Source organism: Roseofilum sp., assembly GCF_982964205.1.
In genome coordinates, this window is the sequence record NZ_CEZBFX010000045.1 from 1 (window position 1) to 17,143 (window position 17,143).

Here is a 17,143-nt window from a genome sequence, read left to right on the forward strand (position 1 = left end):
ATTCTTTCTCTAACTCTGAGCTTGACAGATGCTCCTCTAATTCTAATTTTCTTGTTATCTTTCTCTCTTCTCTCTCTACCTATACTATCCGGATTTGGTATAAGTAGTAACTTTATTGATATAGCAAATTTCTATACCAATGGCAATAGCGAGCGGATGGTGGGGAAATTCATCAGAGATCGGGGAATCCGCGATCGCATGGTCATCACCACCAAGTTTAGCTACAACACCGAACCGGGCAACCCGAATACGGGGGGCAATGGTCGCAAAAATATCTTCCGGGCTGTGGAAGGTTCCCTCAAGCGCTTAGAAACCGACTACATCGACCTCTACATGCTCCATACCTGGGATCAAGTCACCCCAGCAGAGGAGGTGATGAGTACCTTGGATGCCCTGGTGCGATCGGCCAAAGTGCGCTATATTGCATTGTCGGATGCCCCTGCTTGGTATATGGCACAGGCGCAAACCTTGGCAAAAGAGCGTCATTGGGAACCCATTAGCACCATGCAACTGGAATATTCCCTGGTGGAGCGCAATATTGAGTTTGAATACACTGCTTTGGCTAAACATCTCGGGACAAGTATCATGGTTTGGTCGCCTCTAGCGGGTGGCTTGCTCTCCGGTAAATATAAGCCTTCCGAGCAGGGTGGAGAAGGTTCCGGTCGCTTGGCGACGATGGCTAATAGCGGTAATCCAGTTTTTGATCGGTTTACGGAGAAAAATTGGGCGATCGTGGCTGAATTAGAACAGGTGGCCAAACAACTCAATCGTTCCATGGCTCAGGTTGCCTTGAATTGGGTTGTCAACCGCCCGATGGTCTCATCGGTGATTATTGGTGCCACTAAGCTACACCAACTGCAAGATAATCTCGGGGCGCTGGATTTTAAAATCCCCATCGAGCTACAGCAAAAGTTGGATGAGGTAACCAATCCCTGCGAAGACAGCGACGGGGCTTTCTAGCCCTAACCTGTTACTCTGTCTAGCAGAGAGCAAGACAGCAGGCTGGCGCTTTCGAGGCAGGTTACAACGCCTCCAAGACGTTTGATATTGTTGGCTCCATTAAAATCAGCGTCACCTTTCCATCCGCAATACCCACACTTGAAAGTCTTGCCAGAGCGGTAAGACTTTCCTTTTTCGGGGTGGATGTGTAGGCATCTATGACAAGTCTGGCTGGTGTACGCAGGATTCACCAGAACAACAGGGACACCTTTAGCCGTTGCTTTGTAGTCGATAAACATCCTGAGCTGATAGAATGCCCAACTATTAGAGTGCCTACGCTCAGTTTTGCTTCTTAGCTGCTGGTTGGTGCGCTCCCGAATCCCGATCAAGTCTTCCAGCGCAATGGACTGATTCGCTGAGTATGCACACTCAACAATCCGTCTACTAATGCTGTGGTTTACCCATGTCTGATAACGCTTCTCTCTGCCAGATAGCCGTTTCAGCAGTCGCTTACTGCTCTTTGTGCCTTTCCGTTGGATAGAAGCTCGACGAAGAGCAAACCTATCTCGCTTCGCTTTTACCTCATTCCCTGAACACCTCTCCCCATCTGAGCTAATCGCTAAGTCTGTACGCCCCAGGTCAACGCCTTTAACCCCTGAATTATTGATCGGCTTAGGGGTTTCCTCCTTGACCTGGATGTGCAGGTAGAACAGTCCATCCCGGTGTTTGCAAAGCGTGGCTGACGTAGGGATATGTCCCTTCAGTTTACCGATCTGGTAGTTACCGAGAACCATTGGGATCACCTCTCTGCCGCCCATTGTTGTCAGGCTGGCAGATTGGTCTTTTTCTCGATAGCTGAAGATACGAGCGTCATAGTCCGCTGATGTGGACTTGAAGCTCTTAACTGGCTTGCCTACCTTACGGTTGGCAGCTACCCTCGCACAAGCCCTTACAGCCAAATTCGCCGACAAGCCAAATCGACTGCGGATTTCTTTATAGGTCTCTGCCTGAATCCGGTTCTTATTCTTGATTTTGGGGTTTACAGTTTCATTGACGTAGTTACAAGCCTCAGCAAACGCCACCAGAGTTTTATCAAGCTTTTGAGCTTGTTCTGGCGTGGGGTTAAGTTGGCAAACTATCGTCAACGTTTGTTTCATGGCTATCTCAAGGGGTGACAACGCTGCTCAAAGGTCGCTATAGCGACCTTTTTCGGTGGTATTTTGCTGAAAACATCAACTGAAAGCTTGCGATCGCACAACCATAACATCAGGTTAGAGGGTTACTTCCCCCAAAAAATCGCTGAATTTTTTTTGGCCATCTAAAATGCTCAAAGCCTAGCATAGCCTTATATTCAAGCCTGTTGTTACCCCCTGAGCATGGCTATATCATAATGCACCTAGGTGAATGTAGCCAACTAAAGTCGCCGTTCGTTTTTCCTCCCCGCGAAGACAGCGACGGGGCTTCCAAACGTATCGGAGACTTTACGTGAGTCGTTCGGAAGTTCGTTCCCCTTACACTTTCTTTAAATCCAGTTCACAGATGCAGACGATGATTCATGGTGGTGTAACTGTAGGAGATAAGTCGCCGTCTTACGCCCTTGGGACTTTAGTTCAAGGGAGTTAGATCCTAAGAGTCATATATAGCGGTTTGCGCTAGGGAATAGGATTGTGGTATATGGCTTTGGGGGTTCGGTATTTTACTCCTGCTCCTCATCAAGTCCTATCAAAGCCCAAAAATAATGACTGTCGCGATCGCCGAGATCCTGCAAGAGTTCTATAATTCAGTCAAGACGAAGGTTTTCCACGAGTGACAGCAGAGGGTTATAACAATTTTTGAATGGATAAAACTAACTCTTTGAGTCTAATTGGCTTGCTGTAGTACAGATCTGCCCCTGCGGCCAAACAGCGCTCTCGATCGCCCTCCATGGTGAGTGCTGTCAGTGCGATGATGGGGACTTGAACCATATCTGGATCTTGGCGAATGTGCTCGATCGCCGTTAACCCATCCACATGGGGCATTTGAATATCCATGAGAATCAGATCGGGAGATTCCTTCTGAGCCATATCAATCGCAGCTTGACCGTTTTTAGCCACCTTCAGGCGATACCCTTTGGCTCGTAGATAGTTGGACACCGTGATGATATTTGCTTCGTTGTCTTCTGCTAAAAGGATCAAGGGAGAAATCGCCGACTGTACCGGTTGTACTGGAGCGCTCCCATTCAACTCAGAGGTCGCTTTTAACAAAGGGGAAAAACTGGGTTCAGAGATAGCATAAGGCAGCTTGATCGCAAAACAACTACCCACCCCAACCTCACTCGTTACGGTTATCCATCCCTTGTGGAGTTCCACAATCTGTTTGACCAAAGCTAAACCGAGACCCGTTCCTTCATACTGTCGATTGAGGGAACTATCAATCTGGATAAAGGGCTGAAACAATTTTGGCAAATTGTCTGGGGAGATACCGATACCTGTATCTGTAACCGTAAAACGCAGATAGTTTTCACTGGTTTTATCTAGCAGCAAGGGGGCGACTTCGAGAACGATTTGTCCTCCTTTTGGGGTAAATTTGACAGCGTTGTTGAGTAAGTTGATCAGCACCTGACGCATCCGCCGTTCGTCAACAGTAATATCGGGTAAGTTAGGGGGAACCTTCAGATGGAGTTGGAGACCTTTTTTCTGGGACTGTTGCTTGACAAAGACCAAACTCGATTGGCACAGATACTCTATGGCAACAGAGGAGTATTCTAGATCGACTTGCCCCGATTCGATCTTTGCCAAGTCGAGAATATCATTGATCAGTTCTAGTAAGTGAAACCCACTCCGTTCGATCGTCTTGAGCGCTTTCAATTGCATGGCATTCATCGGCTCGAAAACTCCCTCTTGCAGTCCCTCGGTCATTCCCAAAATGGCATTGAGAGGTGTTCGCAATTCGTGACTCATATTAGCCAAAAACTCGTCTTTCAAGCGAGTTGCTCGGGCCAGTTCTTGATTCGTTTGTTGGAGTTTCACTTCTGTTTGCTTGCGATCGCCAATATCTTGCAACATAGCTAAACAAGTGTTAGATTTGCCATCTGGCATATGAACGAGGGTTACGGAGGTTAAAGAAAATAAGATCGAGCCATCTTTACGAACATATCGCTTTTCAGTAACAAAGTTTTTAATTTTTCCGTTGGCCAGTCCTCGAATTAAGTGTTGGGACTCTGACATATCTTCAGGATGCGTAATATCTGCTACGCTCATGGCAAGCAATTCTTCAGGAGAGTAGCCTAACATCTTACAAAAATAATCATTAATTTGAATCAATTGCCCTGTATACATATTGCTTTCTGCAATACCAATAGAGGCTTGGCTAAACGTTGCTCTAGCACGAGCCTCGCTCAATTGAAGGGCATTTTCTGCTTGCTTGCGATCGCTAATATCCCGCACCCCAGCAACGATCGCCGAGCGGTTGCCCAAAGTGACTTTGCGCAGACAAACTTCGGAATCAAAGGTAGAATTGTCCAATCGTTGAGATTTCCATTCAAATTGCAATTTTGCGCCAGCATTGGCTTGTTTGAGTAGTTTTGGCAGATTGTGGAGGGGAGCGCTTGGTGCGGATAAATCAGCAATCGTGGTTGCCAAAATTTGCCCCCGCGTTGCCTTGAAGAGTTCCAATACCCGATTATTGATATCGAGAATGCTACCATCCAAATCCAGAATAAAAATGCCATCATAAACATTATTAAAGATAGTGCGTAAATCTTTTTCGGAGCGTACGATTTCTTGGGTTTGTGCTTCCACTCGCTGTTCCAGTTCTTGATTAAATTGCTCTAAGGCACTTTGCGCTCGCTGACGCTCCAGTTCAGCAGAAGCACGGGCACCAAACACCCGCATGATTTGTTCCGATCGCTCTGGGTCAAGCAGGGGCTGACGGGAAAAGAGACAAAGGGTGCCGATCTTGCGACCTTGGCGATCCTGGAGGGCAATACCCATGTAGCTCTCCACTCCCATGACTGCCAGTCTGGGATTTTGGGGGAAGTAAGCCACAACATCGCGATCGCAATAGTAGACACCCTCCTGAAGAGCGATCGCGCAAGTCGTTCCCTCGGTATCAACAGTATCGTTGGGGAGATACTCCCCATCCCCCCAAGCGGCCAAAAAGTGCAAGCGATCGCCCTCAACGACTTCAGTGACAAAGGTATGGGAGGCTCTGAGAGCTTCGGCAAGGTAACGGACGAGGGCGGGAAAAAAGTCGGGGCCGGTTAATGCTGCGGTTCCAGCAATTAAGTTTTGCAAGGCGTTCTCTGCTCGTTTGCGCTCTAGCTCAGTGGCAGCGCGGGCGGCAAATACTCGCAAAATTTGCTCGGCGTGGATTGGATCGGTGAGATGCTGACGGTGGAAAATGCAAAGCAGCCCCATGGGATTGCCAAGGCGATCGTATAGCGCTACCCCCAGATAGCTCTTGGCCCCCATCCTAGCCAGTTCTGAACAGGTCTGGCATGGCTCTAACTCGCAGTAATAAACCTCATTCTTGTATACCTGCTCGCAAGGAGTGCCGAGAAGTGATAAGGATTTACAGGGAATGAGTTCGCCATCGCCATAATAGGCGAGACTCACTTCTTCATCGCCAACTCGCTCCGCCATCAGAGCGTGGGACACGCCTAGAGCTTCGGTGAGGTGGCGCACAAGGAGGGGAAAGAAGTCTATGCCTTTGGTAACGGCAGTCCCAGCAATCAGGCTGTGTAGGGAGGTTTCGACGCGCTGGCGCTGCATTTCTGCGGCGGTGCGACTGGCAAAAATTTCGAGAATCTGTTTGGCTCGTTCCGGCTCTTGTAGGGGTTGGCGATCGAAGATGCACAAACTGCCCAGCACCTGTCCTTGGCGATCGCGCAATGCGATTCCCAGATAGCTCTCAACCCCTCTTTCTCGATGGGGATTGTTGGGGAAGCGATCGGTAATACCCCAAGAACAATGGTAGGAGTATTCAGTCACCAGTTCAATACAAGGCGTTTCGGGTAAATTGTAGGTAAAATTGGGTTGTAATTCGCCATCGACCATAAAGGCAATACTGTGCAGCTCTTCGCCAACGAATTGAGTAATCAAGGCGATCGGAACGTCAAGAGCTTTACTAATATGACGAACTAGAGCGGGAAAGAAATCTTCGCCAGTGGTTGCGGCGGTTCCTTCCACCAGCTTGTGGAGAGCGGCTTCGGCAGCCTTACGTTTGGTGACATCGATTAGAGTGCCGATATACCCAGTCAAGTTCCCTTCAAGGTCGAATTCTTCAACGGCTTGCACGCTCAACCAAACCACTTTACCGTCGCGATGCAGAAAGCGACAGTCGGTATGATAGGGCATCTGTTGGTTTTGTGCGGCTTCATACCATCCTTGGAATACGCGATCGCGGTCATCGGGATGCAAGGTTTGAGACCATCCTTCTCCCAAGGCTTCTGCTGGTGTTAGACCCAGCATCTGACAACAACTAGGATTGTTATAACGGCTGTTGCCTTGAGGATCGGTGAGAAAAATTCCAGCCGGTAGTATGTCGGCAAGCGTAGCATAGCGTTGTTGGCTTGCTTGCAATTCTCGTTCGATGGATTTGCGCTGAGTAATATCGACTGTAAAGCAGCGCGTGTGAATGAATTGACTGTCTCGATACAAGACATTGGAATTGATTGCCACGTAGCGAAGGGAGCCATCTTTACAACGCAAGCGTGCTTCGTAGTTAACCAGCGTTTCATTGTTGGAGAGGCGAGTGAGGATATCGGCAATAACTTCCGGATCGGCGTGAAAGTTGGCAATGGGTTGCCCGATATATTCTTCTCGGCTGTACCCCAAGAAATCTAATTCGGTTTGATTGGCCCAGACGATCATCCCATTTTTATCCACCCAGTGTAATGAGATGGTGGCATTTTCTATATAGTCGGAGAGTTCTTGTTGGCTTTCCCATAGTGCCTCAGTTCGCTCTTGCACCTGTTGTTCTAAGGTCTGGGAAAGTTTCCTATTTTCTAGCAAGAGGGCGACTTGGGTGCAGAGGAAGTTGAGAACGAGAAGGCGATCGCCGGTAAAAACGCCTGACGTTGCTTGATTGCTCAGATATACAATACCTGTCAACCGTCCTTGATGCAGTAAAGGCAAGCAGAGAAGACTTTGGGGATCTTGGCGATCGAGGTAGGGATCGCTAACGGGCAAATCGGTCTTACTTTTGTCGATCGCTAAAATTTCGCGGGTGTTTTTAACATACTCAATTAGCTTGACGGGCAAGTTCATGTATCCCTTGAGGGGAACCCTACAAAGGTCAATATTTTCGGCAGTTGAGATCGCTTCTATCTGCCACATTTCGTTCTCGTCCGGAAGCATAAGGGCGCAGCGATCGCCCCCAGAATTTTGCCAAATGATTTGAGTAATTTGACGCAGGAGTTTGTCAAATTGAACAATTTCGCTCAGAGCTTGCGAGGCTTTCAGGATACTGGCAAAATCAAACCCTTCTGGGTCAACCTTCCCGTTCTGGGTTAGCATTCCCTTGGGCTTGTAGCCGCGATCGCACATATCCCTTTCTCCTAACTCAAGTTCTTCTATTGTAGCAATTTGACCCAGACATTATCTAACTAATTTGTAATTGCATGAGTTGGAGTTTCAGGTTCCGAGCTACCCCAAGGTAATTTACACAAGATGCGACTCGTTTCGGGTTGGGCAGAGGATTCCATCGAGGGAACGTTTAGTAATTCTAAGCTACCGTGCATCAGTTCTAAGAGCAGTTTATTCGCCATCAGGGTAAGTCCAGGAGAGGGCGAGCCATTCCACGTTAACTCTGGGGAAGGGGGAGTATTTAATAAATCAACCGGTTCTTGCCAACAGTCGGGGGAGCGTTGGTCTTCGAGATAGAGATAAACCTGTTGGGTTTCGGGAACGGGATCGGCATGAAGGTGAATGGAGCCTTCACTCATATGGGCGATCGCACTATCAACTAAACTGGTTAAGACTTGTCTGAGGCGGCGTAAATCAGCTTTGACATAAATTTCGGGATCGGGCATCACAATATCGAGCTGTAAATTTCGATTGGCTGCCTGCAAGTAGGTTAAATCATAGATATCTTGAAAGACTTCGGTTAAAGGAATGGTTTCAATCTCCATGACATCCGTGCCTTGCTCAGTTTTGGAAATCATCACCATTTCATCAATGAGCTTAATTAATTTGAGGGCGGAATCGTGGGCTTTGGCGATAAATTCCCGTTCTTCTTCTGGGGAATCACAGAGATCGTTGAGAATCAGTTGATGCATTCCAATCAAGCCATTCAGCGGCGATCGCAATTCATGGGAAATTCTACTTAAAAATCCTTGCTTGAGCTGGGCCATGTCAGTTGCCATTTGACAAGCCAGTTTAAGCTGTTGCACCTCATCCGTATCAGATGAGGACGCAGAATAAGTGCGTTTCATTTTTATTTTCCTTGAGCGTTTCCGATTCTTCCACACGGCCCGACTAATACTGAGGCCTCCTATCCCGACGATCGCTCCAGATGCAAACTCTAACCAATTCCCCCAAGCCATGGTAGTGAGTGAATCCCCAATTGATTTTGTCTGTATTCTAGTGCGATTCGGGAAATGAGAGTCTACAGCTTAACCGCTCCTTGCCGTAAAATTTCCCAATCTTTCCCTGTCCAACGGGCAACGGTGGAGGGAATACCACTGGGCGAGTTCTCTGGGTTGAATTCATCGCCCTTAAGGGTAAGGACTTGGGGAAATTCGGCGGCAATTTCGGTGAGGCAGTGTAGGGCAGGATGTCCAGAGCGGTTGGCGCTGGTGGTGGCTAGGGGGCCGGTTTGAGCGAGAATAGTGTTGGCGATCGCACTATTCGGTATCCGCAACCCAATGCTCGTCGGATTTTGCGGGTTGAGTGCTTGAGGAACAGCCGGTGATGCTGGCAAGACTAGGGTGAGCATTCCCGGCCAATATTGGGCAGCCACCTGTTGCCAAATCAATTCCTCTTCAGGAGTCCCTTGACAAAACGGCCAGAGGTCTTCGGGAACCGCCCCCATCAGGATTAGGGGTTTGTCTAAACTACGGTTTTTGGCCTCAAAAATTAGGGAGGCACAATGGGGCAAAGTAGCTAAAGCAGGTACGGTATCCGTAGGAAAGCTCACCACCTGACCCGCTTTTGCCCCAGCAATCAGTTCCTGAAGGGAAATTTGACTCATGGGGAATCGTCCTCGTCCTCGTCCTCTATTTCCTCTTCGGTTTCGTTAGAGGCAGGCGGTAAAATTTGCTCTGGGGTAATCAGGCGATCGTCTTGGATAATAGCGATAATCATTTGGATAGATTCCATTACCCCAGGGGTTTCCACAAACGTTTGATGCTCGGTCACCGAGGTAGCCAGTCGAGTCAGAATTTTACTAAAGGATCTATCCCTAGCCTGTGCTGTCTGTTCTTCAGTCAGCTTTTGCCCTTTTTCAGCCGCTTCTAAAATCGGCAATAGGGGAGTCGCTTCTTGGATAGCTTCCCCGCGATGAATCAATAAATCGATCAGGGTAATGACATCTCTCGCCGCTTTTTGTAAGGGCAATTCTTCCTCTGAAGAGGCACTATATGTCTCTGTAGCAGCCCCGGAGGTTCCAGGGGCAAAAATCACATTTTCCAGGGATAACCCATCGGCAAATCCCTCTAATTGACCTTCTTGCCACAATTCGATCGCCTTGTCTAGGGCTTTTTGGCGATTGGCTTCGGTGTTGCGACGACCTTCAACAGCGATCAGGGTTCCTTTTTGGTCTTCGGGGGGAACACTGAGGTCATCGACGATTAGATAATTGACAGTTGCTTTCTTACGACCCATAAAGTTTACACTGGATGAAAAGCGCTTTACCAGTGTACCGTATGGGTGACAAAGATGACTTAATAGCACTTTGCGCTAGGGGATGGGGAATAGGGGATACCGCTTTAGCGATCGCCCAGACTGATAAAATAGACCCATCAACCTAATATCAGGATCTCGGATGAATGATTGTTCCGCGTTTTATCTTTATGGTATTTTTCCGTCTCCAGGGCCGCAACACTTAGATTTGCTGGGATTGGACAAACAACCGGTTCATGCTCATCAAGTGGACGGATTTTCCTTTCTTTGCTCGGAAGCCAAGCAAGACCGATATTTAGCCAGTCGTCGGAACCTGCTGTGCCACGAACAGGTGTTAGAAGAGGCGATGCAAGCGGGATATCGGACGGTTTTACCCCTGCAATTTGGGTTAACGGTGGAGAATTGGCAAGAGGTGCAAGCACTGCTCATTGAGCCTTATCGAGAACAGTTAAAGCATTTATTTGAGAAGCTTAAGGGCTATCGAGAAGTCAGTGTTAAGGTATTGTGGGAGATGGAGGAAGAGTTACAACAGCTTTTAGCAGAAAATGAAGAGTTAAGAGCAAAACGCGATCGCCTGGAAGGACAACCACTCGCTATGGATCAGGTGATTGGCATTGGTCAAGCGTTGGAACAAGCTTTGCAACATCGCCAAGATGGGATTATTGCCCAATTTCAACAGGTTCTGAATCCGTTGGCGATCGAGGTGATTGAAAATGAGTCCCTCACCGATGCCATGATTTATAATACGGCGTACCTGATTCCTTGGGATGATGAGCCAGAATTCTCACAGCAAGTTGAGCATTTAGATTTGCAATTTGAAGGCCGTTTGCGGATTCGGTATAATAATTTTACCGCTCCATTCAATTTTGCCAAATTAGAGGACTAACTTCTAGGATGAAACCATGATTTTACGATTACTGACTCTACCCGTTCTTGGCCCCATTGAAGGGATGCTTTGGATTGGCGAACAAGTCCTAGAACATGCCAATGCTGAGTTAAATGATAAGGAAGATTTGAATAAGCAGTTACTCACTCTTCAGTTGGCCTTTGATATGGGGGAACTTTCCGAAGAGGAATTTGAAGAACAAGAAGAAGCACTTTTACTGGCGATTCAGGAGTTAGAAGAAGAGAATAATGAATAATTAACAATGAACAATTAACAATTATTGGGAGGGAATCAGTGAATGGAAAGGCAGGAGGTTTTAGACCAATTAAATCGCCATAGAGAGAACCTGGAGCAATTTGCGGTAAAAGCATTGTTTTTATTCGGTTCGGTGGCACGGGATGAGGCTACCCCAGAGAGTGATATAGATGTTTTAGTGGAATTTAGTCGCCCCGTTGGGTTATTTACACTGCTAGGATTGCAGGCATATTTGGAAGAGTTATTGGGGCGTTCAGTAGACTTGGGAACACCCAATTCCCTGCGTCCCCACTTGCGGGAAACCGTCTTGAAGGAGAGAATTCGTGCAATCTAGGGATTTCAAGCTACGGGTACAGGATATATTAACTGAAATTACCCTAGTTGAAGAAACAACTTCAAACTTGAATTTTGAGGCGTTTATTCAGAATCCGCAAGCATTGCGGGCAGTGCTGTACAGTTTCGCAGTTATTGGGGAAGCGGTAGCGAGTTCAATTGAGGATTGGGAGTCAGCCGACCCAACAATTCCATGGCATCAGATTCGAGGAATGCGGAATATGGTGATTCATTAGTACTTTCGAGTAGATCTAGAAGTGGTTTGGCAAACTACACAGTTAGATTTACCTGCTCTCAAGGTAGCATTGCAAAGGATTTTGGATCGACTAGAGCTTGAGGGAAAATGACGGCAGAGTTGGTGAGTAATACCAAGCAAAACCAGTACAGAAACTCTCTAGTAATCTAACATGAGTGTCTCATAATTCGCCGATCGCTCTGATGGTTGTTTTGTAGGATTGAGTCCCGGTAAGGAAGGATTAGAAGCGCGGGTAGCGCCGGGAGACGGGGTGTTTTTTTTTAGTCGATCCATCTGATGGTTAATTACCGCCAGACGTTTTTCAATTTGCTGACTTCTTTGCTCTATTGTTTGCAGTTCCTGGGAAAGTCGTTGCTTTTCTACTGCCAGTTGATACAGATTTAGATAATCGGATGCTTCCGACTGTTGACGGGGGATGGTACTAATTTTCGGGGGAATGCTACGGCGAGAAATTGGGCGTTTCATATGCTGATAATGGGGAATGGGATTGAGCGATCGCTGACCTAGTTTACCGTATAAAATGGAAGTTGGGGCAGTACTCAATGATTTGTAAACTAGGAACGATGACGATTTACTTCTATTCTACTCGTGAAAAGCCTTATGGTTGTTTCTCCAATTTTTCGGCCCATGGGTTTACGTTAGATGACTTATGGTGGCCCACCAGCGAGCATTATTTCCAAGCGCAGAAATTTGTCACTACCGATCGCCCCTGGTGTGAGAAGATTCAAATGGCGAAAACCCCGAAACAAGCGGCAAAAATGGGACGCGATCGTACCCATCCTCTACGGGAAGATTGGGAACAGGTGAAAGAGGACATTATGTTGCAGGGAGTGTGGCAAAAGTTCGCTACTCATGAAGAGCTACGGCAAATTTTATTAGGAACGGGAGAAGAGGACATCATCGAAAACTCCCCAATTGACTATTATTGGGGATGTGGGAAAAACGGAAGCGGCAAAAACCGCTTAGGGGTAATTTTGATTCAGGTGCGCGACCAACTCCGTACAATTTGTTAAGCTTCTTCTATATCCGTGACGCGCAGGTGTAAAATCGAGAACGGACAATAATTCCCACATCTCATGAAAACTATTGCGATTTATCACAACAAAGGTGGAGTCGGGAAAACCACCACGGCTGTGAATCTTGCTGCTGCCTTTAGCAACAAAAACAAGCGTGTCTTACTCATTGATATTGACGCTCAGGCTAACTCAACGTTTGCTACAGGGTTAATTAAGTTTCAATTTGAGGAAGATGATAATCTTAAAGATCGGAATGTTCTGCAAATTCTGAGTTCGGGTGAGTTTGATTTTATTCCAGAAATTGCTCGTAAATCAAAGGGGTTTAATGTGCCAGAAATTGATGTTATTCCTTCTCACATTACCCTGATTGATGAACAAGATAGACTCAATCGTTTAGCCTCTAGTCGATTTCGGTTGAATACTAAACTTGAACAAGTAGAAGACCGCTATGATATCGTAATCATTGATGCACCCCCTTCTAGGGATCTCTATGCGGAAATAGCATTAATTGCAGCCGATTATCTGATCATTCCTTCGGATATGAAACCTTTTTCTAATCAGGGTCTAAATATTATTAAGAAATTTATTCGTGAAGTCAATGAAACCCGATCGACGATTGGGAAAGATACATTAGAGGTATTAGGGGTTTTAGCCTCGAAAATTTTAACGAACAGCAAATACTTGGAATTTGTGTTTCCGAAACAGAAAGAAGCGGTCTTACAACGTTATCAGTTTGCAATGTTGAAGACTGTGATCTATGAACGGGTAGCGTTGTCTAATTGTGTGAATCAAACGGTCAGTCGGGGAGATTTGGAAATTCCTGACCCAAAATCAGTTTTTGAATTCGATCGTGATTGTGATTCTGTAAAAGAATTTAGAAATCTATCGTCTGAAATTATGGAAAAAATAGGCTTTTAGTCATGAGTGAATATTATTTAGTTGATGTCAAGAGTATTAAGTCTAAAGTTGCTCGCTCACAGTTTTCTGAAACTGATCTAGAAACTTTAGCCCAAAGCATCGTAAATTCTGGTGGGCTATTAGCTCCTTTATTACTGAAGCGAACGGGCGCGGAATCTTATGAGATATTAGCAGGCGATCGCGAATACTATGCAGCCGTTAGAGCGAAGGAAATTAACCCTCGTGCGGCGGAAATGGTGAATGCGTTTGTGGTTCCGCAGAAGTTGCAAGAGGCGGCATTAGAGCAGGTTTCGGCGCTGCATCCTCAACCGACTCAAGTGGTGAAGACAGCTTCAGAGGCTGTGTCTACGGGAGCGGTAGAGCAACGTTTGAATAACTTAGAATCCCGCTTTGATGCTACGCTCCAAGAGATGAAACAGACTCACCAGCAGGCTATCAAGGATTTACAACAGCAGATTAATGGCTTACAGGAACAAATTCCAGCAAAAATTGAGCCACTGGAGCTATTGAACCATGCAAATTCAGTAGAACTGCTGGAAAAATTGGCGATCGCCAATATACGCGCTAAAACGGCAGATAAGATCATTAAGGGAATTGAAAAAGCCCGCAAACAATCTCCATTTCAATCTTTCAGTGATGCTATCAACCGAATTGAAGGACTCGGAATCCAGCGCATGATTACCCTCTTAGATGCCTGGGGAAACCGGTAAGGTAACAATCTATTCTGGTGAATTGATTAATCCAGGATGGTCTTGAGGTCGAGGACTCGACAGGGGCCAATCAAAACGACGCTCTGATTCGGCAATGGGGCGATCGTTAATACTCGCTTCTCGTCGTTGCATGAGACCACTCGCATCAAATTCCCAGTTTTCATTGCCATAGGCTCGATACCATTGACCCGAATCATCACGCCATTCGTATTGAAAGCGCACGGAAATCCGATTTTCGCCAAAGGCCCACATTTCTTTAACGAGGCGATAGTCCAGTTCCTTATCCCATTTGCGACGTAAAAAGTCACGAATCGCGTCCCTTCCCTGGAAGATTTCCGCCCGATTGCGCCAAAAACTATCTTCAGTGTATGCCAGAGAGACGCGCTCTGGGTCTCGACTATTCCAAGCATCTTCTGCCATCCGGACTTTGGCGATCGCCGTTTCGCGATCGAAAGGGGGAACCAGTTTTTTCGCTGATGAAGTCATTGAATTGGGCTGTAATTTCAGTATTCTTAGAGGGGGTTCGGGTGAGCAAAACTTGGCCCACCCTAAAGACATAAAGACAAGAGTTACCATTTTTTGTACGGTAAGAATTTACCGCACATAATGATTTTGACGCGATCGCCTTTCGGATCGGGTTCGCGCTCTACATCCACAGAAAAATCAATGGCGCTCATAATGCCATCGCCAAATTTTTCATGAACTACAGCTTTAATGGGCATCCCGTAGACCTGCATGATTTCGTAGAAACGATAAATCAGAGGATCAGTGGGAATCACCGGCTCTAGAGAACCTTTCACCGGACACTCAGTTAATGGTTCGATTAGGGATGTATCTGCACCAATGGCTTCCACAATTTTGGTGGCTTCTTCCACGGAAGCACTAGCCTGGCGATAGATCACCGAAGCAATCCAAACTTCATCACAACCCACCTTGGCTTCTAAATCAGCAAAGCTTACGCCAGCCGCTTTTTTCGCCGCTAATAGTTTTTGAGTGACTTCAGAGATAGCCATAGTTAAATTCCTCGTTTTTAAGTGTGCAAAGTATAGAATTACAGCAGACAGGGCAGGTCTTTGATTCTCGCCTGTTCATGTCGGCAACAGCCGAAAAAATGGCAAGGTCGGGGGATGGAGGGAAGAAAATTGGACAACCCTATTTATAGACTATTCAAGGAAAAGGTAAAAACCGTTTTTTCCTATTCCCTATTCCCTATTCCCTTGACAGCCAGCTTACAACCTTGACTTGTGACCAATTCCCATTACCAAGCAAAGCGTCTTATCGCCCTTTCACCCTTGCTTCTTCAACAGCGCGAGTTTCTCGGAATAGATGGCTTTCCATCTCGGCTTTCAAGTCGTGATAAGCAGGATGGAGATCGATCGCTTCTCGATTCCGAGGTCGAGGGAAAGGCACTTCCAGAATCTCATCGATCCCAGCGGCTGGTCCCCGTGTCATCATGACAATGCGATCGGAAAGCAACAGTGCTTCCTCGATACTGTGGGTAATCATGATCACCGTTTTGCGCTCCTGTTCCCAGATGCGCTCGATCTCATCTTGGAGAAAACCCCGAGTCAGAGCATCAAGCGCGCCAAAGGGTTCATCCATGAGCAGAATTTGGGGATTAATCGCCAGTGCGCGAGCAATTCCTACGCGCTGACGCATCCCTCCCGAAATTTCGTGGGGATGCTTCTTTTCTGCACCCACCAAACCGACTAACTGAATGTGTTCTTTAACAACGCGCCCGATCTCCCGTTTCGAGAGTTTGGGATAGACCGTTTCCACAGCAAAATGGATATTTTCCTCTACGGTCATCCAGGGCATGAGAGCATAGTTTTGGAACACCATACCGCGATCGGGCCCTGGCCCCTGAATAGGGGAACCATTGAGTAAGATCTCGCCGCTCGTAATAGTGGAAAGACCAGCGATCAAATTGAGTAGGGTAGACTTACCACAACCTGACGGCCCGATAATGCTTACGAAGGTATTCGGTTCAATATCGAGACTAATATTTTCGATCGCCACAAAGTCTCGAGAGGTTTTCCGCTGGATCTTACTAAAGATATCTTGCTTACCTTCAAAGACCTTAGTCACCTGGCGGATTGACAGTTGAGCTGAAGGGGAAGCATCTGTAGGAGTCACGGGGTTAAAATTCAAAGGACTAATACTCATTAGTTTCGACCAAATGTGACAAATTTCTCGGCAGTAGCAAAGAGACTATCTAGAATCAGACCCACTAAGCCGATAATAAAAATTGCGACCAAGATATTGGGAATATAGAGGTTATTCCACTCATTCCAGATGAAATATCCTAGACCGGTTCCCAAAAGCATTTCTGCGGCAACAATGACCAACCAAGCAATTCCCATGCTGATCCGCAAACCGGAAATAATATTGGGCAGTGCGGCGGGAATAATCACCTTAAAAATGGTGCGGAGCCGAGAAGCCCCCAGGGTTTTAGAGACATCTAAATAATCAGGGTTTACATTGGCAACCCCAAATGACGTATTGATTAAGGTGGGCCAAATGCTAGAGATGAAAATAATAAAAATACCCGTATTCTCAGAATCTCTGAGCAGATACAATCCTAGAGGAAGCCAAGCCAAGGGAGAAACGGGTTTGAGCAGTTGAATATAGGCATTAAACCCCTTTCTAGCTACGGGGGAAATGCCGATTAAAATTCCTAACGGAACGGCAACTACGGAGGCCAAAAGATAACCAATGGCAACTCGGCGTAAACTAATCAACAGGTTCCAACCAATGCCCAAATCATTGGGGCCATTGTTAAAGAACGGATGGGTAATCCACCACCACAATTCAGATAAGGTTTTAGAGGCTGTAGGCACGCCTTTGGCAAACAGTTCTGCACGAGCGCCCACTTCCCAGAAGAGGAGAAAGAGCGCTAAAGAGCCGATAAAGAGGGCAAACGCTTGAACATTCTCGTTCAAAAATGGGTTTTGTCGTTGCTTCCGTTTAATGGAGATTGGGGTTGATTCAGTGAGGGTCATCGGTTA

General features: G+C 46.7%; 19 protein-coding genes. 9 read left to right on the forward strand and 10 right to left on the reverse strand.

Annotated features, from left to right (window positions below; genetic code table 11):
• Complete coding sequence (locus AC3A14_RS12820) at positions 1–960, forward strand: aldo/keto reductase (RefSeq protein ID WP_487779015.1); 960 nt, start codon at positions 1–3, stop codon at positions 958–960.
• Between the two features lie 2 nt (positions 961–962).
• Here the strand turns inward: AC3A14_RS12820 and AC3A14_RS12825 are convergent, their stop codons facing one another.
• The 5 genes from AC3A14_RS12825 to AC3A14_RS12845 form a co-directional block, all read right to left on the reverse strand.
• Positions 963–2,096, reverse strand: coding sequence for an RNA-guided endonuclease InsQ/TnpB family protein (locus AC3A14_RS12825; protein ID WP_487779016.1), 1,134 nt, complete (start codon positions 2,094–2,096; stop codon positions 963–965).
• A 663-nt stretch (positions 2,097–2,759) separates the two neighbouring features.
• The gene (locus AC3A14_RS12830; RefSeq protein WP_318733530.1) at positions 2,760–7,466 is read right to left on the reverse strand and encodes a PAS domain S-box protein; all 4,707 of its coding nucleotides are present in this window, start codon (positions 7,464–7,466) and stop codon (positions 2,760–2,762) included.
• Positions 7,467–7,525: 59 nt separating this feature from the next.
• Positions 7,526–8,353, reverse strand: a complete 828-nt coding sequence (locus tag AC3A14_RS12835) for a sensor histidine kinase (protein ID WP_318733528.1) — start codon at positions 8,351–8,353, stop codon at positions 7,526–7,528.
• A gap of 173 nt (positions 8,354–8,526) precedes the next feature.
• Positions 8,527–9,111 carry an L-threonylcarbamoyladenylate synthase gene (locus AC3A14_RS12840; RefSeq protein ID WP_318719553.1) on the reverse strand — a complete coding sequence of 195 codons (585 nt, stop codon included), beginning with the start codon at positions 9,109–9,111 and terminating at the stop codon, positions 8,527–8,529.
• Entirely contained in the window at positions 9,108–9,743 is a 636-nt protein-coding gene (locus AC3A14_RS12845; protein ID WP_318733527.1) for a hypothetical protein, read from the reverse strand. The genes AC3A14_RS12840 and AC3A14_RS12845 overlap by 4 nt, the downstream gene beginning before the upstream one ends.
• Positions 9,744–9,757: 14 nt before the next feature.
• Here AC3A14_RS12845 and AC3A14_RS12850 point away from each other — a divergent pair, with 14 nt between their 5' ends.
• Genes AC3A14_RS12850 through AC3A14_RS12870 form a run of 5 tightly spaced genes read left to right on the forward strand, consistent with a single transcriptional unit; the run spans position 9,758 to position 11,471 of the window.
• A complete protein-coding gene (locus AC3A14_RS12850) occupies positions 9,758–9,889 on the forward strand; it encodes a hypothetical protein (RefSeq protein ID WP_318719551.1) in 132 nt (43 codons plus the stop codon).
• Between the two features lie 14 nt (positions 9,890–9,903).
• Complete coding sequence (gvpF, locus tag AC3A14_RS12855) at positions 9,904–10,647, forward strand: gas vesicle protein GvpF (RefSeq protein ID WP_318733525.1); 744 nt, start codon at positions 9,904–9,906, stop codon at positions 10,645–10,647.
• Between the two features lie 16 nt (positions 10,648–10,663).
• The gene (locus AC3A14_RS12860; protein WP_318699724.1) at positions 10,664–10,903 is read left to right on the forward strand and encodes a gas vesicle protein GvpG; all 240 of its coding nucleotides are present in this window, start codon (positions 10,664–10,666) and stop codon (positions 10,901–10,903) included.
• A 42-nt stretch (positions 10,904–10,945) separates the two neighbouring features.
• Positions 10,946–11,236, forward strand: coding sequence for a nucleotidyltransferase family protein (locus AC3A14_RS12865; protein ID WP_318733523.1), 291 nt, complete (start codon positions 10,946–10,948; stop codon positions 11,234–11,236).
• Positions 11,226–11,471 carry a HepT-like ribonuclease domain-containing protein gene (locus tag AC3A14_RS12870; protein ID WP_318733522.1) on the forward strand — a complete coding sequence of 82 codons (246 nt, stop codon included), beginning with the start codon at positions 11,226–11,228 and terminating at the stop codon, positions 11,469–11,471. Before AC3A14_RS12865 ends, AC3A14_RS12870 begins: the two co-directional genes overlap by 11 nt.
• A gap of 158 nt (positions 11,472–11,629) precedes the next feature.
• Here the strand turns inward: AC3A14_RS12870 and AC3A14_RS12875 are convergent, their stop codons facing one another.
• Positions 11,630–12,034: a hypothetical protein gene (locus AC3A14_RS12875; protein WP_318733520.1), complete on the reverse strand. Its 405-nt coding sequence runs from the start codon at positions 12,032–12,034 to the stop codon at positions 11,630–11,632.
• A 20-nt stretch (positions 12,035–12,054) separates the two neighbouring features.
• On the opposite strand from AC3A14_RS12875, the gene ybiA reads away from it, so the two are divergent.
• From ybiA to AC3A14_RS12890, 3 genes are all read left to right on the forward strand, one after another.
• On the forward strand, positions 12,055–12,504 hold the full coding sequence (gene ybiA, locus AC3A14_RS12880) for a riboflavin biosynthesis intermediates N-glycosidase (RefSeq protein ID WP_318733518.1): 450 nt from the start codon (positions 12,055–12,057) through the stop codon (positions 12,502–12,504).
• Positions 12,505–12,567: 63 nt separating this feature from the next.
• Positions 12,568–13,425: a ParA family protein gene (locus tag AC3A14_RS12885; RefSeq protein WP_318733516.1), complete on the forward strand. Its 858-nt coding sequence runs from the start codon at positions 12,568–12,570 to the stop codon at positions 13,423–13,425.
• A gap of 2 nt (positions 13,426–13,427) precedes the next feature.
• Positions 13,428–14,135, forward strand: a complete 708-nt coding sequence (locus AC3A14_RS12890) for a ParB N-terminal domain-containing protein (protein ID WP_318733514.1) — start codon at positions 13,428–13,430, stop codon at positions 14,133–14,135.
• 9 nt (positions 14,136–14,144) lie between these two features.
• On the opposite strand, the gene AC3A14_RS12895 is transcribed toward AC3A14_RS12890, so the two are convergent.
• The 4 genes from AC3A14_RS12895 to ntrB form a co-directional block, all read right to left on the reverse strand.
• Positions 14,145–14,621: a nuclear transport factor 2 family protein gene (locus AC3A14_RS12895; RefSeq protein WP_318733512.1), complete on the reverse strand. Its 477-nt coding sequence runs from the start codon at positions 14,619–14,621 to the stop codon at positions 14,145–14,147.
• Positions 14,622–14,704: 83 nt separating this feature from the next.
• Positions 14,705–15,148 carry a cyanase gene (gene cynS / locus AC3A14_RS12900; protein WP_318699719.1) on the reverse strand — a complete coding sequence of 148 codons (444 nt, stop codon included), beginning with the start codon at positions 15,146–15,148 and terminating at the stop codon, positions 14,705–14,707.
• 262 nt (positions 15,149–15,410) lie between these two features.
• Positions 15,411–16,301, reverse strand: a complete 891-nt coding sequence (locus tag AC3A14_RS12905; protein WP_271940254.1) for an ABC transporter ATP-binding protein — start codon at positions 16,299–16,301, stop codon at positions 15,411–15,413.
• Complete coding sequence (gene ntrB, locus AC3A14_RS12910) at positions 16,301–17,137, reverse strand: nitrate ABC transporter permease (protein ID WP_318699718.1); 837 nt, start codon at positions 17,135–17,137, stop codon at positions 16,301–16,303. The genes AC3A14_RS12905 and ntrB overlap by 1 nt, the downstream gene beginning before the upstream one ends.
• Between the last annotated feature and the right edge of the window lie 6 nt (positions 17,138–17,143).